This is a genomic window from Amycolatopsis rifamycinica, assembly GCF_000695625.1.
Lineage (GTDB): Bacteria > Actinomycetota > Actinomycetes > Mycobacteriales > Pseudonocardiaceae > Amycolatopsis > Amycolatopsis rifamycinica.
Map to the genome: position 1 here is coordinate 23,721 of NZ_JMQI01000077.1, position 22,404 is coordinate 46,124.

At 72.6% G+C, this 22,404-nt stretch carries 14 protein-coding genes and 1 riboswitch; of the genes, 1 reads left to right on the forward strand and 13 read right to left on the reverse strand.

Annotated elements, in window-relative coordinates; genetic code table 11:
• Window positions 1-7 precede the first annotated feature (7 nt).
• Entirely contained in the window at window positions 8-6,637 is a 6,630-nt protein-coding gene (locus DV20_RS37295) for a DUF885 domain-containing protein (protein ID WP_043788129.1), read from the reverse strand.
• A gap of 134 nt (window positions 6,638-6,771) precedes the next feature.
• Here DV20_RS37295 and DV20_RS37300 point away from each other — a divergent pair, with 134 nt between their 5' ends.
• Window positions 6,772-7,791, forward strand: a complete 1,020-nt coding sequence (locus DV20_RS37300; protein WP_043788130.1) for an AsnC family protein — start codon at window positions 6,772-6,774, stop codon at window positions 7,789-7,791.
• An 89-nt stretch (window positions 7,792-7,880) separates the two neighbouring features.
• Here DV20_RS37300 and DV20_RS37305 read toward each other — a convergent pair whose 3' ends face one another.
• The 12 genes from DV20_RS37305 to wag31 all read right to left on the reverse strand — a co-directional run bounded on the left by DV20_RS37305 (window position 7,881) and on the right by wag31 (window position 22,367).
• On the reverse strand, window positions 7,881-8,810 hold the full coding sequence (locus DV20_RS37305; protein WP_084093862.1) for an RluA family pseudouridine synthase: 930 nt from the start codon (window positions 8,808-8,810) through the stop codon (window positions 7,881-7,883).
• Entirely contained in the window at window positions 8,807-9,397 is a 591-nt protein-coding gene (gene lspA / locus DV20_RS37310; protein WP_051736304.1) for a signal peptidase II, read from the reverse strand. Before lspA ends, DV20_RS37305 begins: the two co-directional genes overlap by 4 nt.
• Before the next feature lie 50 nt (window positions 9,398-9,447).
• The gene (locus DV20_RS46280; RefSeq protein ID WP_043788132.1) at window positions 9,448-10,083 is read right to left on the reverse strand and encodes a hypothetical protein; all 636 of its coding nucleotides are present in this window, start codon (window positions 10,081-10,083) and stop codon (window positions 9,448-9,450) included.
• A 4-nt stretch (window positions 10,084-10,087) separates the two neighbouring features.
• A complete protein-coding gene (locus DV20_RS46285) occupies window positions 10,088-10,687 on the reverse strand; it encodes a hypothetical protein (RefSeq protein WP_200876579.1) in 600 nt (199 codons plus the stop codon).
• 16 nt (window positions 10,688-10,703) lie between these two features.
• Complete coding sequence (locus DV20_RS37325; RefSeq protein ID WP_043788133.1) at window positions 10,704-12,047, reverse strand: aminotransferase class V-fold PLP-dependent enzyme; 1,344 nt, start codon at window positions 12,045-12,047, stop codon at window positions 10,704-10,706.
• 37 nt (window positions 12,048-12,084) lie between these two features.
• Window positions 12,085-12,199, reverse strand: a riboswitch (SAM riboswitch).
• 96 nt (window positions 12,200-12,295) lie between these two features.
• Window positions 12,296-12,943, reverse strand: coding sequence for a M23 family metallopeptidase (locus DV20_RS37330; RefSeq protein WP_051736293.1), 648 nt, complete (start codon window positions 12,941-12,943; stop codon window positions 12,296-12,298).
• A gap of 81 nt (window positions 12,944-13,024) precedes the next feature.
• Window positions 13,025-14,503 (reverse strand): potassium/proton antiporter, encoded by a 1,479-nt coding sequence (locus DV20_RS37335; protein ID WP_043788134.1) that lies wholly within the window; start codon window positions 14,501-14,503, stop codon window positions 13,025-13,027.
• Window positions 14,504-14,598: 95 nt separating this feature from the next.
• The gene (locus tag DV20_RS37340; RefSeq protein ID WP_043788135.1) at window positions 14,599-15,291 is read right to left on the reverse strand and encodes an ArsR/SmtB family transcription factor; all 693 of its coding nucleotides are present in this window, start codon (window positions 15,289-15,291) and stop codon (window positions 14,599-14,601) included.
• Window positions 15,292-15,493: 202 nt separating this feature from the next.
• A complete protein-coding gene (locus DV20_RS37345) occupies window positions 15,494-17,119 on the reverse strand; it encodes a penicillin-binding transpeptidase domain-containing protein (protein WP_043788136.1) in 1,626 nt (541 codons plus the stop codon).
• A 74-nt stretch (window positions 17,120-17,193) separates the two neighbouring features.
• A complete protein-coding gene (gene ileS, locus DV20_RS37350) occupies window positions 17,194-20,352 on the reverse strand; it encodes an isoleucine--tRNA ligase (protein WP_043788137.1) in 3,159 nt (1,052 codons plus the stop codon).
• A 475-nt stretch (window positions 20,353-20,827) separates the two neighbouring features.
• Window positions 20,828-21,394, reverse strand: a complete 567-nt coding sequence (locus DV20_RS37355; protein WP_043788138.1) for a hypothetical protein — start codon at window positions 21,392-21,394, stop codon at window positions 20,828-20,830.
• A gap of 118 nt (window positions 21,395-21,512) precedes the next feature.
• Window positions 21,513-22,367: a DivIVA-like cell division protein Wag31 gene (gene wag31, locus DV20_RS37360; protein WP_043788139.1), complete on the reverse strand. Its 855-nt coding sequence runs from the start codon at window positions 22,365-22,367 to the stop codon at window positions 21,513-21,515.
• Between the last annotated feature and the right edge of the window lie 37 nt (window positions 22,368-22,404).

The following is a 22,404-nucleotide window of genomic DNA, read 5'->3' on the forward strand; positions in this document are numbered from 1 at the left end:
GGCGCTGTCACCGGCTGTCCTTCGGGGTGCGGCTTGCCACCCAGGCGGCCACCACGTCCGCCAGCACCGGCAGCGGGAGGGCTCCGCTGCCCAGCACCGTGTCGTGGAACTCGCGGATGTCGAACGCCTCGCCCAGCTCGCGCTCGGCCTCGGCGCGCAGGCGCTCGATCTCCAGGCGGCCCACCATGTAGCTGAGCGCCTGGGCCGGGTGGCCCGCGTACCGGTCGATCTCCGCCTCGATCTCGATGCGGGCCATCGGCGTGTGCTCGACCAGGAAGTCGACCGCCCGGCTGCGGCTCCAGCCCAGTGCGTGCAGGCCCGTGTCGACCACCAGCCGTGCCGCGCGCATCGAATCCTGGGTCAGCAGGCCGAGCCGGGCCGTGTTGTCCGAGTACAGGCCCATCTCGTCCGCCAGGCGCTCGGCGTACAGGCCCCAGCCCTCCACGTACGCGTTGAACTCGGCGATCCGGCGCAGCAACGGCACGTCGGTCAGCTGCTGGGCGAGCACCAGCTGGAAGTGGTGGCCCGGCACGGCTTCGTGGAACGCGACCGACTCGCTCAGCGTCCGCTGCCGCTGGTCCGCCTCGCGCGTGTTCGCGTAGTACGTGCCCGGGCGGGAACCGTCGAACGACGGCTCGATGTAGTAGGCGATCGAACCGCTTTCGGCCTCCGCGTCGGGGACCGCGGCGACCTGGCACCGCTGCTCCGGCACGCGCGAGAACCACTGCGGGGCCACGGCTTCCGCCCGCGCGATCGTCGCGCGGGCGGACTCCAGCAGCTCGTCGCCGTCCCGCCAGCGCAGGGCCGGGTCCGTGCGGATCCGCTCGAAGATCTCCGCGAGGTCGGTCGTGCCGAACACCTCGGCGCCCAGCTCGCGGTACTCCTCCGCCAGCCGCTCGATGATCGCCAGGCCCGTGTCGTGCAGGTCCTGCGCGGTGCGCTCGGTCGTCGTCTCGGCCCGGATCAGCGCCGCGTACCGCTCCGGCCCGCCCGGCAGGTCGCCGATCCCCGGCGACGTCTCGGGCCGCGCCACCGGGACGACCTCGTCGGCCAGGAAGTCCCGGTACCGCCGGTACGCCGGCCACACCACCTCGGCCAGCAACCGGTCGCGCTCGGCCTCCATACCCCGGACCGGCACCTTCAGCGGGTCGTTGTCCGGCGCGGCGAGGTACCGCTCGACGTAGCCGACGCCGATGCGCGCCAGGAACTCCGGCGGCGTCAGGCCGTCGGCGAGCGCGGCCCGCTGCCGCTCGATCAGCTGGTCCAGGTACCTGCCGATCGCGGCGAGCCGGCTCAGGTAGCCCCGCGCCTTCGCGTCGTCGTCGAGAACCGTCTGCGGCAGCAGGATCAGCAGCTCGAGGGCCGGCGCGGCCAGCCCGTCGCTCACCGAGATGTCGGCGCGGCGGGAGTCGAGCACGTCGATCCGGTTGCGCGCCTGCCAGAGCACGACGTCCCGGGTGACGCGCTCGGCCGGCGCTAGCCCGGCCGCGTCGATCGCCTTCGCCCGCTCGATGATGCCGGCGAGCCCGGCGCGGTACCGCGCGGCGGCTTCCGCCGTCTGGTCGGCGAGCTTGTCGTGCGCGCCCGGCAGGCCGTACAGCGACGGGTACAGCGGCTGCGCCTCGAAGATCAGCTCCAGGCACTCGTCGGCGAGCTTGTCGGGGGTGTCCCGGCGCCGGGCCACCCAGTCGGCGACGACGCCGGACAGCACCGGCAGCGGCAGGGTGCCGCTGCCCAGCACGACGTCGTGGAATTCGCGGACGTCGAACGCCTCGCCCAGCGCCTGCTCGGCCTCGGCGCGCAGCCGCTGGATCTCCAGCCGCCCCACCATGTAGCCGAGCGCCTGACCGGGGTCGGCGGCGTACCGGTCGATCTCCGCCTCGATCTCCAGCCGCGCCATCGGCGTGTGCTCGGCGAGGTAGTCGACCGCCTGCTGCCGGCTCCACCCAAGCGCGTGCAGGCCCGTGTCGACGACCAGCCGCCCCGCCCGCATCGAATCCTGCGTCAGCATGCCCAGCCGCGAGACGTCGTCGGAGTACAACCCCATCTCGTCGGCCAGCCGCTCGGCGTAGAGACCCCAGCCCTCGGCGTAGGCGGTGACGCGCAGGACCCGGCGCAGCAGCGGCAGGCCGGTGAGGCTCTGGGCGAGGCACAGCTGGAAGTGGTGCCCCGGCACGGCTTCGTGGAACGCGATCGCCTCGCTGGTGAACCGCGGCCGCTTCTCCGCCTCGTACGTGTTCGCGTAATAGGTACCCGGACGCGTGCCGTCGAGCGACGGCCGCAGGTAGTACGCGATCGTGCCGCTCGCCGCGTCGGCCGCCGGCACCGGCGCGACCTGGCACCGCTGCTCCGGCACCCGCGAGAACCACTGCCCCGCGACGGCTTCCGCGCGGGTGACGGCGGCCCGGGCCCCGGCCAGCAGCTCCTCGCCGTCCCGCCAGCGCAACGCCGGGTCGGTCCGGATCCGGTCGAAGATCGCGGCGAGATCCGTGGTGCCGAACAGCTTTCCGCCCAGCTCGCGGTACTCCTCGGCGAGCTTCTCGATCAGCGCGTGCCCGGTGTCGTGCAGCTCCTGCGCCGTGTGCTCGGTGGTCGTCTCGAGACGGATCAGCGCGGCGTACCGCTCCGGCCCGCCCGGCAGGGCGCCGATGCCCGGCGACGTCTCGGGCCGGGCCACCGGGGCGAGTTCGTCGGCCAGGAAGGCGCGATAGCGCTCGTACGCGGGCCGGACGACCTCGGCGAGCAACCGATCGCGTTCGGCCTCGAACCCCTCGAGCGCGTACGGCGGTGTCACCCGCAGCGGGTCGTTCTCCGGCGCGCCGAGGTAGCGGTCGACGTACTCGACGCCGATGCGCACGAGGAAGTCTGGCGGCACCAGTCCGTCGGCCGCCGCCGCGCGCTGCCGCTCGATCAGCGTGTCGAGGTACTCCCCCAGGCCGGCGAGACGGCTGAGGTAGCCGCGGACCTTCGGCTCGTCGTCCAGCACCGTCTGCGGCAGGTAGAGCAGCAGCTGCAGCGCGGGGGCGGCGAGCCCGTCGCTGACCGAGATGTCGGCGCGGCCGGAGTCGATCTCGTCGATGGCGGACTTCGCCTGGGAGAGCACGACTTCGCGGGTGACACGCTCGTCGGCGGGCAACCCGGTGGGGTCGAGGGCTTCGGCGCGCGCGGCGATCGCGGCGTAGCCGGCACGGAAGCGGGCTTCGGCCTCCGCACCGGGATCGGGCAGCCGGCCGTGGTCGCCGGGCAGGCCGTACAGCGACGGGTACAGCGGCTGCCGCTCGAAGTCCAGCGCGACCAGCTCGTCGGCGAGGCGGCCGGGCGTGTCGAGCCGGCTCGCCACCCAGTCGGTGACCACCTTGGCCAGCGCCGGCAGCGGCAGCATGCCGTGACCGAGTACGACTTCGTGGAACCCGCGGACGTCGAACCGCGCACCGAGCGCCTGCTCGGCCTCGGCGCGCAGCCGCTGGATTTCCAGCCGTCCGACCATGTAGCCCAGCGCCTGCCCCGGCCACCCGATGTACCGGTCGATCTCCGCCTCGATCTCCAGCCGCGCCATCGGCGTGTGCTCGACCAGGAAGTCGATCGCCTGCTGCCGGCTCCAGCCCAGCGCGTGCAGGCCGGTGTCGACGACCAGCCGGCCCGCCCGCATCGAGTCCTGCGTCAGCATGCCGAGCCGCGAGACGTCGTCGGAGTACAGGCCCATCTCGTCCGCGAGCCGCTCGGCGTAGAGACCCCAGCCCTCGGCGTAGGCGTTGAACATGCCGATCCGCCGCAGCAGCGGCAGGTCCCGCAGTTCCTGGGCCAGGCTGAGCTGGAAGTGGTGCCCCGGCACGGCCTCGTGGAACGCGATCGCCTCGCTGGTGAACCGCGGCCGCTTCTCGGCTTCGTGGGTGTTGGCGTAGTACGTGCCCGGACGCGTCCCGTCGAGTGAGGGCTGGAGGTAGTAGGCGATCGTGCCGCTCGCCGCGTCGGCCTCCGGGACCGGTGCGACCTCGCACTTCTCCGCCGGGATGCGCGAGAACCACCGCGGCGCCACGGCTTCGGCGCGGGCGATGGCGTCCCGGGCCGCGGCCAGCAGCTCCTCGCCGTCCCGCCAGCGCAGCGCCGGATCGGTGCGCAGGCGCTCGAAGATTTCGGCGAGGTCGGTGGTGCCGAACACCTTCGCGCCCAGCTCGCGGTACTCCCCCGCGAGCTGCTCGATCAGCGCCAGCCCGGTCTCGTGCAGCTCGGCCGCCGTGCGCTCGGTGGTCGTCTCCGCGCGGATCAGCGCGGCGTACCGCTCGGCCCCGCCGGGCACGTGCGAAATGCCCGGGGCCGTGTCGGGCCGCCCGGCCGGCTCGACCTCCGTGCGCAGGAAGTCCCGGTACCGCGCGTACGCCGGGTGGACGACCTCGGCCAGCAGCCTGTCGCGCTCGGCGTCGAAGCCCTCGACGGCCGCCGTGGTGCCCACCTTCAGCGGGTCGGTGTCCGGCGCGCCGAGGTAGCGGTCGATGTACTCGACGCCGACGCGGGCCAGGTACGCCGGCGGTACCAGCCCTTCGGCCAGGCTTTCGCGCTGCCGCTCGGTCAGCTCGGCGAGGAACGGCTCGATCGCGGCGAGCCGCGCCAGGTAGCCGCGTGCCTTTTTCTCGTCGTCCAGCTTGTAGTAGGGCAGGTACATCAGCAGCCCGAGGGCGGGCGAGGTGAGCCCGTCGCTGACCGCCAGATCGGTGGCCCGCGCGCCGAGCCGGTCGGCCTCGACCTCGGCGGAGGCGATCACCACCTCGCGCGTGACGGCTTCTTCCGGGGTCAGGTCGTCGGTGGCCAGCGCCCGCGCCCGGACGGCGATGGCCGTGTACGCCGCACGGAACCGCTCCTGTGCCGCCCGCGTCTGGTCGGACAGCCGGTCGTGGTCGCCGGGCAGGCCGAACACCGACGGGTACAGCGGTTCCTGCTCGAACGACAGCTCGACCAGCTCGTTCGCCAGGCTGTCGACGGTGTCGCCGTGCCCGGCCACCCACTCGTCGACGACCGTGGCGAGCACCGACAGCGGCAGCGGGCCCCCCGCGAGCACGAGGTCGTGGAACGCGCGGACGTCGAACCGCGAGCCCAGCCGCTGCTCGGCGCCGGCCCGGGCGCGCTGGATCTCCAGCCGCCCCACCATGTACCCGAGCGCCTGGCCCGGCCAGGCGATGTAGCGGTCGATCTCGGACTCGATCTCCAGCGGCGCCATCGGCGTGTGCTCGGCGAGGTAGTCGACCGCCTGCTGCCGGCTCCAGCCCAGCGCGTGCAGGCCCGTGTCGACGACCAGCCGGCCCGCCCGCACCGAGTCCCCGGCCAGCATGCCGAACCGGGCGATGTCGTCGGAGTACAGCCCCATTTCGTCGGCGAGGCGCTCGCTGTAGAGCCCCCAGCCCTCGATGTAGGCGTTGAACATGCCGATGCGGCGCAGCAGCGGCAGCTCCGTGCGCCCCTGCGCGATGCTCAGCTGGAAGTGGTGGCCGGGCACGGCTTCGTGGAACGCGGTCGATTCGGCCATGTGCCGGAACCGCTCGGTGGCTTCGTGGGTGTTCGCGAAGTAGATCCCCGGCCGGGAGCCGTCGGCGGCCGGGCGCAGGTAGTACGCCGCGGGCGCGCCGGGCGCCAGCTCCGGCGGCACCGCTTCGACCGTGCACTGCTGCTCCGGGATCCGGCCGAACCACTTCGGCGCTTCCGCGGCCGCGCGGGCGACGGCCGTGCGGGCGGTTTCCAGCAGCTCGTCCGCACTGCGCCAGCGCAGGTCCTGGTCGGTGCGCAGGCGCGCGAAGATCTCGGCGAGGTCGTCGGTGCCGTACACCTTCCGCCCCAGCTCGCGGTACTCGGCGGCGAGCGCGTCGACGGTGTCGAGGCCGATCCGGTGCAGCTCCTCCGGGGTGAGCTCGGTGGTCGTGTGCTTCCGCGCCAGCCGGGCGTAGGTCCCTTCGCCGTCCGGCAGCCAGGAGAGCCCGGGCCGGTCCGCGGGCCGCCCGTGCGGCTGGACCTCGATGACCAGGAACTCGCGGTACTCGGCGAAGGCCGGCCGCACGACGCCGGCCAGCAGCTCCTCCCGCCGCCGCTCGAACTCCTCGTCCGGCGCGGGCTGGCGGCGCAGCGGGTCGGCGTCCGGGTCCGCGAGGTAGCGGTCGAGGTGCGCGACGGCGGCCTCGACCAGGTGGGCCAGGGGAAGCAGGCCGGCCGCGATGCCTTCGGCGTGCCGCCGCGCGGCCTGGCGGAGGTACGCGGGGATCGCGGCCAGCCTGCCGAGCTGGGCTTCCGCCGTCTCGCCCGCCGTCACCGTGGTCATCGGCAGCGCCATGAGCAGGCCGGCCGCGGGCGCGATGGACAGGTCGGTCACGGTGAACTCGGTCAGCCGGCTGTCGATCGAGGTGATGCGGTCTTCCGCCGTGGTGATCAGGACTTCGCGGGTGACCCGGTCCTCGGCCGGAAGGCCTTCGACCTCCAGCGCGCGGGCGCGCTCGAGGAACGCCACGAGCCGGGCCCGGAACGCCCGCTCGGCTTCGGCGGACAGGTCCGGCAGACCGGGCTCCGCCGGGCGGACGCCCAGCAGCGCCGCCGTCAGCGGATCGGCGGCGAACAGCGCTTCGACGAACTCGTCGGCGAGTTCGGTGACCGCGGTCATGGCAGGACCCCCAGCTTCGGCTGATGTGCTCACGGCCGACCCTAACGGAGATCACCGACAAGAATCGCGGGTCGTTCGCCCGAGGCCGGACGGCCTGCGGCACCGCGGATCGGCCAGGCGGTAGCGTTCTTCGGGTGGCCGTGACCGATCCCGTGGATACCCGCCTGCTCGCCGCGCTCGCCGACCTCGGCAAGGCGGCCGTGCACGAGCTCGCGGCCAAGGTCGGCATGGACCCGCGCGAGGTCGCCTACCGGCTGGTCGCCCTCTCCGGCAGCGGGCTCCCGCTGCTCGTCGGCGTCGAAAGCGACCCGAACGGCCTCCGCGCGGCCATCGCCGGCGCGCCGCCGTCGTGGGCGAACCGGCCGCCGCAGCCGTTCCCGCCGCCTTCGCAGCCCGTGCCGCAGCAGCCGCCCGGCCCGCCGATGCCCCCGCCGGTCCAGGGCACGCCTTCCGGGCCGTACACGGTCCAGGGTGCGCCTTCGGGGCCCTACAACGTCCAGGGCGCCCCCTCCGGCCCGTACACCGTCCAGGGCGCGCCTTCGGGGCCGTACACCGTCCAGGGGACGCCGTCCGGGCGTTACCCGGGCCCGCCGCCCCGGCCGCAGCCGCCGCGCCCGCCGTTCACGCCGCCGCCCGTGCCGCTCGACCCGGCCGTGAGCACCTGGGGCGTGCCGCAGACGGCGTCCTGGGCCCGCGGCGACGAATCCGCCCGGCCGAGCGGGCCCGCCGCCGGCAAGCGGGGCAGGCTCGGCGAGGTCATGGAGACCCAGGGTCTGGAGGGTGAGCAGCTGACGGTGCAGCTCCTGGAGGTCCAGGACCCGGCCGACTACCTGTTCAGCGCGGCCGGTTACCGCCTCGAGGAGGGCGAACGCGCGGTCGTGGTGCACACCGAGATCACCAACCGCGGGTCGGTCCCGTTCGCGTCGCTGCCGGACAACTACCTCGAGCTGATCGCCGCCGACGGCCAGGCGATCGGCAAGGCACCGGTGTCGCTGACGTCCCGGCCGCCGCACAAGATCGGCGTCAAACCGGGCGAGACGCTGGGCGGCCACACGGTGTACGTCCTCCCGGACGCCACCCGCGTGGTCTCGGTCCGCTGGAGCCCGCGGCCGGAGCCGGACGAGCGCACGCTGACCTGGGCGATCGAAGACTGAGGCTTGTTCTGGTCAGCCCGCCGCGCCCCGCGCGGAAACCGCCGGCTACCAGCGATGCCATGCGGCGGGCGACGGCTGAACAAGCCTCACTAGTAGCTTTCGTCGCGCAGGATCTCGAGTGCCTTCGCCAGGTCGTCCGGGTACTCGGACTCGAACTCGACCCAGCGGCCGTCCGCCGGGTGGGCGAAGGCCAGGGTCTTCGCGTGCAGCCACTGCCGGTTCAGGCCCAGGTGGCGGGCCAGGACCGGGTCGGCGCCGTAGGTCAGGTCCCCGACGCAGGGGTGCCGCAGCGCCGAGAAGTGGACGCGGATCTGGTGCGTCCGCCCGGTTTCGAGCTTGATGTGCGCCAGCGACGCCGCCCGGAACGCCTCGACGACTTCGTAGTGCGTCACGCTCGGGCGGCCGCCCTGGACGACGGCGAACTTGTAGTCGTGGCGCGGGTGGCGGTCGATCGGGGCGTCGATCGTGCCGCGCATCGGGTCCGGGTGGCCCTGGACGATCGCGTGGTAGCCCTTGTCGACCGTGCGTTCCTTGAACGCGCGCTTGAGCACGGTGTAGGCGTGCTCGCTCTTGGCCACCACCATCACGCCGGTGGTGCCCGCGTCGAGCCGGTGGACCACGCCCTGGCGCTCGGCCGCGCCCGAGGTGGCGATGCGCAGGCCGGCCGCGGCGAGGCCGCCGACGACGGTCGGGCCGGTCCAGCCCGGGCTCGGGTGCACCGCGACGCCGACCGGCTTCGAGATCACCACGATGTCGTCGTCGTCGTGCAGGATCTGCATGCCTTCGACCGGCCGCGCGACGACCTCGACCGGGTTCGCCGGTTCGGGCAGGGTGATCTCCAGCAGGCCGCCGCCGGAGAGGCGGTCGGACTTGCCCGCGGGACGGCCGTCGAGCAGCACGTCCCCGGACTCGGCGAGCTCGGCGACGACCGTGCGGGACAGCCCCAGCAGCTTGGCGAGGCCGGCGTCGACCCGCATCCCGTCGAGCCCGTCGGGCACCGGGAGCATCCGGGAGCTCACGCCTGCTCCTCCTGCTTCGCTTCCTTCTTGTCCTTGGTCGACGTGCCGTCGTAGTCCTTGCCCAGCAGTGACAGCAGCACGATCAAGGCGCCGCCGACGCAGATCGCGGAGTCGGCGATGTTGAAGATCGCGAAGCCCCGGCCGTTGGGGGCGAACGCCGAAATGAAGTCGACGACGTGACCCTGCAGCCCGCCGGGCGCGCGGAAGATGCGGTCGGTCAGGTTGCCGGTGGCGCCGGCGAGCACGAGACCGAGACCGATCGCCCAGCCGATCGAACGCAGCCGCCGCGACAGCCAGACGATCGCGATGACCACGGCGAGGGCGACCAGGGCCAGCACCCACGTCATGCCGGTGGCCATCGAGAACGCGGCGCCGGGGTTGCGGATCACCTGCAGGTAGATCAGCCCGCCGAGGACCTTGACCGGCTCCTTGCCCTCCAGGTTGGCCACGACCAGGTTCTTCGTCACCAGGTCGATCGCCCAGAACACGACGGCGACCGCGAACACCCAGCCGACCCGCCGCTTCGGCAGCAGCGGCTTCGCCGGGACCTCCGGGTTCTCGGGCGCGTCGGCGGCCGGATCGGGCACCGCATCGGCGGGCGCGGCGGTGTCGGGTTCGGAGTGGCTGGGCTCGGTGCTCACCGGTCCATTGTCCACGGCGCCGGCCAGGCCGCGGCGGGCCCGTCCGGACGCGGGTGCAGGAGCACGGCGAACGCGGCGGCGAACAGCACGCCCGCCGCGACGAGCGCCGCGGCGACCGGGGTCGGGAACACCGTCGTGACCAGGGCGAACACCCCGGCGACGGCCGCCAGGAACCAGCTGCGCTCGTAGCCGGCCAGCAGCAGCAGGCCGAACGTCGCCAGCAGGGCGCCCCGCACGTCGCCGTCCAGCCGGAGCTGGAGGAAACCGATCAGGTCGAGCAGCGGGACGGCGGCCAGCGCCCCCAGCGTGCCGAACAGGAACCGGCCCGGACGCGGCGGCCGCAGCTGCCACCAGTACCAGGCGGCCACCGCGAGCACCACGCTGACGAGCCCGGCGAGCCAGCCGAGCGTGGCCGGCGGGACCACGTCGACGGCGACGGCGGTGACCGCACGCTGCTCGCTCGCCAGGCCGGTGCCGCCGACCCCGCCGGTGCCGAGGCCATGGAGGCCTTGGGTCAGCTGGTATCCCCGCGAAGCTTCGATGTCGTCCGGGACCAGTTCGACGGTCACCATCACGATCAGCGCGAACCCCAGCGCGGCCAGCGGGAACCAGGCCCGGCGGGAACTCCCCATCGGGTCAGGGTAGCGAGCGCGGCTTCTCGCGCAGCACGGCGATGAAGGCGGCGGCGAGCAGGATCACCGCCGAGATCAGCATGCCCGCCATGTCCGCCGAGAGCACCACGGCGACCAGGGCGAACGCGGCCGCCGTCAGCAGGACGAACCGGCTGCGTTCGTACGCGGCGAGAACGAGCAGGCCGAGCGTGGCCAGGAGCGGGCCGCGCAGGCCGTCGCCGAGCCGGAACTGCCAGGACCCGACCAGGTCCAGCAGCGGGATGGCGAGCAGCGCGCCGATCGTGCCGAGGACGAACCACCCTTTGCGCACGGGCCGCAGGGCGAGCGCGTACCAGACGGCCGTGCCGAGGACGACCACGCCGAGCGCGACCAGCCACGCGGTTTCACCGGGCAGGCCCGGCCCCTGTGCGTAAAAGTCGTCCTGGGACAGGAAGTAGCCCCGGCTGTACTCCGTCGCGCCGGGCGGGACAGCCGGGCCGAGCAGGAGGCTCGCGGACTCGGCCTGAGCCTGGCTGCGGCGCGACAGCAGCTGCACCGCGGCCAGGGCGATCTCGGCGAACCCCAGCAGTGCCGGCGGAAACCAGAAACGCGGCCCTCTCCCCATCGGCCCAGGTTAACGGTCAGCAGAACGGCGGCAGCTCCCGCGGGTCGCCCACCGGCGCCCAGCGGCCGGCCACCTTCGCGTACTCCCAGCGAGCACCGCGGGCGACGATCTGCCGCAGGGCCAGGAGCACGCGGTCGACGTGTTCCTCCGTGCTGCCGAGGCCGAGGCTGACGCGGACCGCCTGCTGCCCGTCGCCGCCGGTGACGCCGATCAGCCGCTTGGCCGCGATGTGGGCGCAGAAGGCGCCGTCGCGGACGCCGATGCCGTACTCGGCGGACAGCACCGCGGCGAGCCAGCCCGGGTCGAAGCCGTCGACGACGAAGCTGACCGTGCCGACCCGGTCGACCGGCGCGTCGAACAGCCGCAGCTCGGCGCAGCCCGGGATGCTTCCGAGGCCCTTGCGCAGCCGGGTGAGCAGCGCCTGCTCGTGGTTTTCGATCGCGGCCGAGTTCTGCTCGAGGGTTTCGCACGCGACGCCGAGCGCGTACACGCCGACGGTGTTGGGCGAACCGGCTTCGTGGCGCTCCGGCCCGGTGTTCCAGACGACGGCGTCTTCGGTGACGAGCTTGGTGGCGCCGCCGCCGGCCAGGTACGGACGGGCCGCGCGCAGCCAGTCGGCGCGGCCGATCAGCGCGCCCGCGCCGAAGGGGGCGTACAGCTTGTGGCCGGACAGCGCGACGTAGTCGACGTCCAGTTCCCTCAGCGAGATCCGGCGGTGCGGGGCCAGCTGGGCGGCGTCGAGCGCGACGCGGGCGCCGTGTTTCCGCGCCACCGCGGCGATTTCGGCGACCGGGAGCAGCTCACCGGTCACATTGGACGCTCCGGTGACGACGACCAGCCGCGGTCCCTGCGGGGCGTCCGCGAGGGCTTCGTCCACAGCGGACACCGCGGCGAGGCGGGTGCGCGGGGTCGGGATCCGCCGGACGTTCGGGCCCTGCCACGGCAGCAGCGCGGCGTGGTGCTCGGTGTCGAACACGATCACCGTGGTGTGCCGGGGCAGGCTGCGGGCGAGCAGGTTGAAGGAATCGGTGGTGTTGCGGGTGAAGACGACGGTGTCGGTCCGCCGCGCGTCGACGAAGCGGCGCAGGACGTCGCGGGTGCGCTCGTAGAGCTTGGTGGAGACCTGCGACGCGAAGCCTGCCCCGCGGTGGACGCTGGCGTACCAGGGCAGGAACTCGTCGACCTTGGCCCGGACGGCATCGAGACACGGCGCGCTGGCGGCGTGGTCGAGGTTGGCGTAGCCGACGGTTTCGCCCGTCACCAGCGGCACCCGCAGCGACGCCCCGGCGACGGCGGGGATGCCGTGGGATTCGGTGCTTTCGGCGTTTTCGGGCTGGGTGCGGTCGATGGCGAGAGTCATCGGTGCCTCCTCGGCGATCCGGGGGACCCCGGCGAGGGGCCCGCGCTTGCCCGTCGCACGGCGCGACCGGCCCGGTCTTCACCCGGGGCACCCCACCGCGGTAGGAGGGTTGCCGGCCAGCAAGCCGGGGCTTCGCGCTGGCACTCATGACCTGAGGCAGAAGGTAACCGAGAAGACGGCGGCGGCCAAGTCCCGTCTACATTCTGAGATGCCGCTCACAGACAGTGACGCGGGTTCGGGCGGTTGCGTCAGGGGATCGCGCGGAAGCGGCCTGGCAGCTGGACCACCGTGCCGTCCGCGAGGTGCGTCGCGGTGCCCGAGTACTGCTTCGCCCCCTCCGCGAGTCGCCAGCCGCCCAGGGTCTTGCCGTCGATCGGCTCGCCCAGGGCTGCCGCGACCGTGGTCGAAATCCGCGCGAACGCGACTCCGTCCCAGTCGCCCGCGGCCGCGTCCGGGAGCGTCCAGAGCGTGAAGTGGACGTGCGCGCCGGTGCTGCTGCCGCCGCAGGGCAGGGCGTTGCCGGTCGAACCGAGCACTGCGCCGGCCTCGACGTGCTCACCGTCGGTGACCTGGATGCCCTCCAGGTGGTAGTAGCCCGTCCGCCACCCACCCGGGTGATCGACGGTCACCCAGTCACCGCCCGCGCAGTGCTGCAGGCGGACCGTGCCCGCCAGCGCCGCGCGGGCCGTGCCGTCCGCCGGGCTGAAGTCGACGGCGTTCTTGACGCCCGTGCCGCCGTCGTCGGAATGGACACCCGCCGAGTAGACCTGCTGGCCCGCGTCGAATGGCCACGCCAACGCCGGAAACGCCGCGGCGGACGCCGGGGCGGCGGCGAGTCCCACGGCCGCGGTGACCGCGGCGGCCAGGCCCGCCGCCCGCAGGAACAGGTTCACCACGTGCACTCCTTGGGCGTCAAGTTCACTCGATCGAGCGCACGTTAAGCCAAAAGAGGGACTGTTGGGAAGACTGTTCGTGAATTACCGGCCGGACTCGCCCTTCCAGCGAGCCAGGCGCCCGGCCCGGTCGACGGCGCGCAACCGGCGTTCGACGGCGTCGCGGACGGCGCTCGTCGTGACCACCAGCAGCTGGTCGTGCTCCTGCAGCCGGCTGGTCTTCTGCGGGGTGAAGCCGGCGCCGCCGCGCACGACCAGGCTGATCGTCGCCCCGACGGGCAGCCGCAGCTCCGACAGGTACACGCCGTGCATCTTCGACCCGGGCTGGATGCGCACCTGCAGCAGCTCGGCGCCCAGTTCGTCCAGCGGCGCGGAGTCGACCTCGATCTCGTGCGCCTCGGACTTCTTCGCGAGCCCGAGCAGGCGCGCGAGCGGGCCGAGCGTCGCCCCCTGCACCAGCGTCAGCACGATGACCAGCACGAACACCGCGTCGACCAGCCGCTGGGCGCCCGGCAGGCCCTGCGACAGCGGGATCATCGCGAGCACGATCGGCACGGCGCCGCGCAGCCCGGCCCACGACAGGAACGCCTGTTCCCGCCACGGCAGCCGGAACGGCAGCATCGACAGCACGACCGAGACCGGCCGCGCCAGCAGCAGGACGACGGCGCCGGCGACCAGGCCCGGCACGATCGCGTCGAGCAGCCGGCCCGGCGAGGCGAACAGCCCGAGCAGCACGAACAGGCCGATCTGCGCCAGCCACCCGAGTCCCTCGGCGAACGAGAGCGTGTCCGACCGGTGCGGCAGCCGCGAGTTGCCGAGCACCAGCGCGGCGACGTAGGTGGCGAGCAGCCCGGACGCGTGCAGCAGCTGCCCGGACGAATACGCCACGACGCACACCGCGACCGTCGCGAGCGGGTAGAGACCGGTCGCCGGCAGCGCGGCCCGGCGCAGCGCGAAGCCGCCGAGCCAGCCGAAGGCGAGGCCGATGACCAGGCCCGCCGTCAGCTCGTAGACCACCAGCAGCGGCAGCGTCCAGTCCACAGTGGTGCCTTCGGCCAGCACCACGACGGCGATGTAGGCCGGCGCGTCGTTGATCCCCGACTCGAGTTCGAGCGCGCCGGTGAGCCGTTTGCCGATCCCGGCCGTGCGCAGCACGGAGAACACCGCGGCCGCGTCGGTCGAGGCGAGCACCGCACCCCACAGCAGCGCCAGCCGCCAGTCGAGGCCCAGCAGCCAGTGCAGGGCCGCGCCGGTGGCCGCGACGCTCACCACGACGGCCACTGTGGACAGTGCGATTCCGCGGCCCAGCGCGGGTTTCACCGCCGACCACCGGGTGGTCAGGCCACCTTCGGCGAGGATCATGACGAGCGCGGCGAGACCGAGCGACTGGGTCAGGTCGGGATTGTCGAACCGGATGCCGAAGCCGGCTTCGCCCAGCAGGACGCCGATCCCCAGGTACAGCAGCAGCGAGGGCAGGCCCAGCCGGATCGAGACGCGCACGGCCAGCACGGAGGCGAGGAGCACGACGCCGCCGACGCCGAGCAGCACGGGAAGCTGGTCCATGCCGCCTCCTCCCGAGTGCCGTGGGCCCTCAGAATAGTGAGGCGCGAGGATTAACTCGTTCGTGTACCGCTGCCCGGCGCCGGGCACCCGATGTGTTAAGGCGCAGGCACACCACCGAGCGCGTCGAGATCGACACCGAGCGCGGCGAACGGCTCCCCCGCCGCCGGCAGCACCCGGATCGCGCGGTGGCCGTCCCTGGCCACCCAGCCGGCGTCGACCGCCCGGTCGAGCAGCGCGGCGGGCAGGGCGCCGGCGAGGTGGTCGCGGCGCTCCGTCCAATCCAGACAGTCACGCAGCAGCGGCCGCCGCCCGGCGGCGACCGGCACGCCGAGGTCGGCCAGCACCACGCGGCCGCGCGGGGTGAGCGCCAGCCCGTCGGTGGTCCCGACCAGGCCGGTGGCGAGCATGCCGTCGCGGAGAGCGACGCCGAGCTCGCCGGCGAGGTGGTCGTAGCAGGTCCGCGCGAACCCGAGCCGCCGCGCCCGCACCGACGCCTTCAGGCCGGTCACGGGCCGGTGTTCGGCGTGCTGGGCCAGGTGTTCGATCAGCTCGGCGACGCGCGGGTTCGCGATCCGGACGTAGCTGGCCCGCCCCTGCTTGACCCGGACGACGAAGCCGGCGCCGACCAGCCGGGTGACGTGCTCGCTGGCCGTGGAGAGCGCGATCCCGGCCGCTTTCGCGAGCTCGCCGACGGTCCAGGCCCGCCCGTCCAGCAGCACGAGGCACATGGTGGCCCGGCTCGGGTCGGCGAGCACCGCGGCCACCTCGGCCAGCGCGATCGTCTCCATCCCCCCACGCTACGGCCCCGACCCGTCGGCCACGGCCGAACCGTCGTACCCAGCCGGCCGACACACGTACCCGGCTGGACGACACGCGTACCCAGCTGGACGACACGCGTACCTGGACGGACGACACGACGACCAGCGCGGGCTGCGGCGTGTCGTCCGGCGGTGTACGCGTGTCGTCCGGCGGGGTGCGCGTGTCGGCCGGTCAGAGGGCCTTGAGGAACTTGGCGGCCAGCTGGACGGCCGGGCCCGAGTCGTTGGAGTTCTCCAGGACCACCGCGAAGGCGATGGTCCCGCGGTAGCCGACGAACCAGCCCGTCGCGTTCGATCCGTCGCCGAACTGGGCGGTGCCCGTCTTGCCGAAGACGTTGCCCGCCGACGCGGCCGCGTGGCCGGTGCCGCTGGTCACCACCGCGCGCATCATCTTGCGGACTTCGCCGAGCACCGACGACGGGGGCGGCGAGTAGCCCTTGACCACCGTCGTGTCGAGGTCGTGCCACAGCCGGGGCGTGATCGCCTTGCCGGTGGCGACCGTGGCGGCCATCAGCGTGCCGCCGAGGGCACTGGCCTGGATGCGGCCCTGGCCGAAGCCGTCCTCGACCTGCTCGTCCTTGCTCGCCGCCGGCTCGACCTTGCCCAGCTCGGTGTTGATCCCCGGGATCTCGTAGTCGGCGTTGAGGCCCAGTTCGTCGGCCGCCTTCTTCAGCCCGTCCGCGGGCAGGGCGAGCGCCAGCTGCCCGAACGTCGTGTTGCAGGAGCGCGCGAACGCCGTCTGCAGGTTCGTCGCGCCCAGCTCGAAGCCCTCGTTCTTGACCGTGCGCGTGCCGATCGTCGCGACGCCGGGGCAGTCGACCGGCGACGCCGCGGTCAGCCCGCTCTGCTGGACCGCCGCCACCGACGTCGCGATCTTGAACGACGACCCCGGCTCGTACAGGCCGTTGAGCGCCTTGGGCGTGTTGCCGGCGGCGGCGTTCTGCGCGACGGCGAGGATGTCCCCCGAACCCGTGTCGAGGGCGACGAGCATCGCCGAGCCCCGGTAGCCGTCGACCGCGGCCTGGGCGGCGTTCTGCGCGGCCAGGCTCAGGCTCGCCACGAGCGGCTTCGCCGCGTCGCCGGACACCTTCCCGTAGAGCCGCTCGACGCTCTTGCCACCGGAATCGACGCGTTCGACGGCGAAGCCCCCGCCGGCCGCGGCCGTGACCTGCCCGGCGAGTGCCGAGCGCAGCAGCGGCGCCGGGTTGCCGTCCACCGGCCGCACGCCGCCGGACCCGCTGACGAGCAGCGGCTTGCCGTCGCGGTCGGCGACCGCGGTGGCGTCCTGCGCGGCCGTGCTGATGACCAGCCGCTGGCCCGCCTCGAGCTTCGGGTGCAGCAGCGACGGCGCCCAGTGCACCAGCCACTTCCCGCCGTTCTGCCTCAGCTCGAACGGTACGTCGTAGGTCCAGGCCTCGCCCGGCTTCAGCGTCCACGACAGGCTGAACGTGCCGCCTGTCTGCTTCGCCCCGGCCGGGGTCGGCTGCAGCGTGGTCAGCTTGGCGGCCACCGACTTCGGGTTCAGCGCGTTCCGCGTGGCCCGCAGCGCCACCGCGGCGGCCGCGTTGTCGTCGGTCAGCCGGCCCGCCGCGTCGGGGTTGTTCTCGGAAATGTCCTGCAGGTACTCGGTGATCGCCGAGTTCGGGTCGAGCGCGCCGGGCTTCTCCACGGCCGTTTCCCCGGTGGCCGCTTCCGGCGTCGAACTCCCGCTGTTCAGCAGGAAGAACGCCGCCACCACGACCACGACGACCAGCAGCGCGCCGCCGATCAGGATGCCGCGTCTCTTGCCAGGGCTCATTCCGGTCCCCTCCCCCAAGGAGCCACCCGCGGGTGGCCGGTCGAGTCTGCACCCTACCGGCCACCCGCGACAATTCACGCCTTGGTTACCGAGACCGTGACTTTCGTGCCGTCGCCGACCGTGCCGGCGAAGCCTTCGCCGGCCGGGCCGTGGGTCACCGACGTCGCCAACGTCTCCGAAGCGAGGAACTCCTCGTGCGCCCGGGCCGCTTCCACGACGTCGGCGGGCCCGTCGACGGTGAGGTCGATCCGGTCGGCGACGTCGAGCCCGGCGTCGCGGCGCGCCTGCTGCACGACCCGGACCAGGTCGCGGACCAGGCCCTCGGCCGCCAGCTCCGGCGTCACCTGCGTGTCGATCAGGACCAGCCCGGACCCGCCGGGCAGCTCCGCCGCCGCGCCGCCGCCCTTGGCGACCAGCCGGCGCTCGAACTCGCCTTCCTGCAGCGCGATCCCGGCGGCGACCACGGCCCCGCCCTGGAACGACCAGTCCCCCGCCTTGACGGCCTTGATCACGGTCTGGACGTCCTTGCCCAGGCGCGGCCCGGCGGCGCGGGCGTTCACCGCGACCTCGAACCCGCCGTGCGCGGCGACGTCGGTGGTCAGCTCGACCGCCTTGACGTTCACCTCGTCGCGGAGGATGTCGGCGAACGGCGCCATCGAGTCGGCGTCGGCGGCCGCCACGACCAGCGACGACAGCGGCAGCCGCACGCGCAGCTTGTTCGCCTTCCGCAGCGACAGCGCCGACGACGCCACCTGCCGCACCCGGTCCATCGCCGTGACGAGCGCCGCGTCCGCGGGCAGGTCGTTGGCGTTCGGCCAGTCGGTCAGGTGCACCGAACGGCCGCCGGTGAGCCCGCGCCAGACGACCTCGGTGGTCAGCGGCAGCAGCGGCGCCGCGACCCGCGACGTCACCTCCAGCACGGTGTGCAGCGTGTCGATCGCGTCCTTGTCGCCCGCCCAGAAGCGGTCGCGGGAGCGGCGCACGTACCAGTTCGTCAGGACCTCGAGGAAGTCCCGGACGGTCTGGCACGCGCCCGCGACGTCGTAGTGGTCCATCGCGTACTCGACGTCGGTGACCAGCTCGTGCGTCTTCGCCAGGACGTACCGGTCGAGCACGTTCGGCGAGTCCGTGCGCCACTGGCCTGCCACGCCCTCGGCGTTCGCGTACAGCGCGAGGAAGTAGTAGGAGTTCCACAGCGGCAGCACGGCCTGGCGGACGGCGTCGCGGATGCCCTTGTCGGTGACGACGAGGTTGCCGCCGCGCAGGATCGGGCTCGCCATCAGGTACCAGCGCATGGCGTCGGAGCCGTCGCGCTCGAAGACCTCGTTGACGTCCGGGTAGTTGCGCAGCGACTTCGACATCTTCGCGCCGTCGGAGCCCAGCACGATGCCGTGCGAGACGCAGGTGCGGAACGCCGGCCGGTCGAACAGCGCCGTGGCGAGCACGTGCAGCAGGTAGAACCAGCCGCGGGTCTGCCCGATGTACTCGACGATGAAGTCGCTCGGGTAGTGGTGCTCGAACCACTCGGCGTTCTCGAACGGGTAGTGCACCTGGGCGTAGGGCATCGAGCCCGAGTCGAACCAGACGTCGAGGACGTCCGGGACGCGGCGCATGGTCGACTTCCCGGTCGGGTCGTCGGGGTTCGGCCGGGTCAGCTCGTCGATGTAGGGCCGGTGCAGGTTGTCCAGCCGCACGCCGAAGTCCGCCTCGAGCTCGTCGAGCGAGCCGTAGACGTCCGTGCGCGGGTACTCCGGGTTGTCCGACTGCCACACCGGGATCGGCGTGCCGAAGTACCGGTTGCGGGAGATCGACCAGTCGATGGCGTTTTCCAGCCACTTGCCGAACTGGCCGTCCTTGACGTTCTCCGGGTACCAGGTGATCTGCTGGTTCAGCTCGACCATCCGGTCCTTGAACTGCGTCACCGCGACGAACCACGACGAGACGGCGCGGTAGATCAGCGGGTTCCGGCAGCGCCAGCAGTGCGGGTACGAGTGGTCGTAGGTCTCGTGCCGCAGCAGGACCGCGCCCTGCCGCGCCGCGGATCCCGTGCCGTTCTTGAGGTCCCGCACGATGTTCGGGTTGGCGTCGAAGACCTGCTGGCCCTCGTAGTCGGGCACGGTGGCGTCGAACTTGCCGTGCGCGTCGACCGGGGTGACCGGCGGGATGCCGGCGGCGTCGGTGACGAGCTTGTCGTCGGCGCCGTAGGCGGGGGCGATGTGGACGATCCCGGTGCCGTCGTCGGTGGTGACGTAGTCGGCGGCCAGCACCTGGTGGGCGTTCTCGGTGCCGGTGAAGTACGGGAACGGTGGTGCGTAACGGGTTCCGAGCAGTTGCGTGCCGGTGTAGTGCGCGACGACCGTCGGCTCTTCGCCGAGTTCACGCGCGTACGCGGCAACGCGGGCTTCGGCGAGCAGGAACCGCTTGCCGTCGCTCTCCACGACGACGTACTGGACGTCCGGGTGCACGGCCGTGGCGAGGTTGGACGGCAGCGTCCACGGCGTCGTCGTCCAGATCAGCAGATAGGTGCCGTCGAGGTCGTTGCCGTTGCCCTCCATGCGGAACCCGACCGTGACGGCCGGGTCCTGGCGGTTGCGGTAGACGTCGGAGTCCATGCCCAGCTCGTGGTTGGACAGCGGCGTCGCGTCACGCCAGCAGTACGGCAGGACGCGGTAGCCCTCGTAGACGAGTCCCTTGTCCCACAGGCGTTTGAACGCCCACAGCACCGACTCCATGTAGGTGACGTCGAGGGTCTTGTAGTCGTTGTCGAAGTCGACCCAGCGGGCCTGGCGGGTGACGTACTCGCGCCACTCGTCGGTGTAGCGGAGGACGGACTCCTGCGAAGCCGCGTTGAACTTCGCGATGCCCATCTCTTCGATCTCGGACGTCTCGGTGATGCCGAGCTGGCGCATGGCTTCGAGCTCGGCGGGCAGGCCGTGGGTGTCCCAGCCGAAGCGGCGCTCGACCTTGCGCCCCTTCATGGTCTGGTAGCGCGGCACCAGGTCCTTGACGTACCCGGTGAGCAGGTGGCCGTAGTGCGGCAGGCCGTTGGCGAAGGGCGGGCCGTCGTAGAAGACGTACTCGTTTTCGCCCTTCTCGCCCGCGGGACGCGCGTCGATCGTCGCCTGGAACGTGCGGTCGCTCTCCCAGTAGGCGAGGACCTGCTTCTCCAGCGCGGGGAACGACGGCTGCGACGGAACTCCTGCGCCGTCGCCAAGCTGGGCCTGGGGGTACATCGGGGTGCTCCTCGGTTCGTCGCTCGCGTACGGACGACCGGCTCCCGCACCGGTCACCCACACGGGGACGAGACGCCGTCCGGCGTTCCGCGGTACCACCCCGCTTGCCCGTTCGCACGGGCCACTCGTTCGACGGCTGTCACGGGCCGCACCCGTCCGGTTCTACTGAGAGCGTGCCGCTCGGTTCTTCCGGAGGCTCCCCGGTGATGGCCGGATCGACGCCGTGTTGCCTACCAGGTTAACCGGCCCGCGCAACCGGGTTGTCACGAGGGCCGCTCGTAACCCGCGTGACGGGAGCCGTGACTCGCGTGATCAGGGCCGTAACCGGCGTGATCAGAGCCGTAACTCGCGAGTTCCGGCGGGAATCACGCGAGTTCCGGCGTTGATCACGCGGGTTCCGCCGGGCATCACCCGTGATTGGCGGGCATCACGCGTGATCAGAGGGGCATCACGCGTGATTGGCGGGGCATCACTGTCAGCGGTGGGCTGCTACCAGGGTGGCGTCGGGGTTGCAGCGGTCGCAGGGGGTGAAGCCGAGCTGGCGGGCCTCGCCGACGCCGATCGGGATCGTGTCGCGGGTGCCGAGCCACTCGCACGTGCGCAGGTGGTAGCGGGGGTGCTCGTCGACCACCACGACCTCGTCCTCGAGGTCGGCCAAGACCGCGATGTCGGCTTCCGGGGTGTCTTCGACGCCCGGCTCGGGATCGGCCGTCGTTTCGGTCTCGGCTGAAGCGTCGGCGGGGGCGGGCCCGGGCGTGTCGGCCGGGTCGCCCAGGTCGCCGGATGCCGGGATCAGGGTGGTTTGCTCTTCCTCGACCGGCGCTTCCGGCTCCGGCTCCGACGTGGAGACGGCGGGAGCGGCGGGAGCGGCGGCCGGTGCGGCGGAGCGGCGACGGCGGCGCAGCCAGTCGGCGACCAGGATCAGCCCGGCCAGCACGGACAGGCCGATGGATACCCACGCCCACAGCGATGAAGCCGTGATCAGGGCGGTGACGAGCAACCCCAGAGCCGCCAGTACCAGGACCAGCACGATGTAAAGCACGCTGAATTACAGCACGAACCACCCGGGAGCGGACCGCGACCCGCCCACGGGTGGTACCGGATCGACTCCGAACCGTGGCACACCCCGGAGGCGGGGCGTGCCACGGTGCGAAAAGAACTCAGCCGGCTTCGGCCCGCGGGCCGAAGGAGTAGCCCTGCCCGCCGCTCGACGACCCGGACGACTGCCCGGAGTTCGACGAAGCCGACGCGGGGGCCGCGGACCCGCGGTCGTCGAGCTCACGCAGCTGGGACTCGAGGAACCCGCGCAGCCGCGTGCGGTACTCCCGCTCGATCGTGCGCAGCTCTTCGATCTTTTTGCCCAGCCCGCTCTTCTCGGAGTTCAGGCTGTTCATCGTCTCGGTGTACTTGCGCTGCGACTCGCGCTCCAGCGTCGTCGCCTTGTCTCGCGCCTGACGCTCGAGCGTCTCGGCCCGGGTCCGCGCGTCGTTCAGCATCGTGTCGACGCGCGTGCGCGCCTCGTTCACCATCGAGTCGGACTTCGCCCGGGCGTCCGAAAGGAGCTGCTCGGACTTGGTGCGGGCCTCGGCCAGCATCCCGTCGGACTCGGTCTTCGCCTCGGCGGTGAGCCGGTCGGCCATCTCCTGGGCCAGGCCCAGGACCTTGGCGGCCTGCACGTTCGGCTCGGTGCTGTCGGGCACCATCGAGTGCGCCTGGGTCTGCTCCATGGCGGACTGCGGCGGCGGCACCGGCGCGAGGCGCCGCGAGGGCTCCTCACGCATCGGGGGCGCGCCGACGTTCGCCTTGGCGTTCTCCAGCTCGCTGCGGGTCGACTCGAGTTCCGCGTCGAGCTGTTCCATCTGCTGGCGCAGCTCGTTGTTGTCCTCGATCAACCGGGCCAGCTCGGTCTCCACCAGGTCGAGGAACGCGTCCACCTCGTCCTCGTTGTAGCCCCTCTTGCCGATGGGCGGCTTGCTGAACGCGACGTTATGCACGTCAGCGGGGGTCAACGACATCAGATCACCTCACGCACTCCATGGCCTGCAGGGTCCA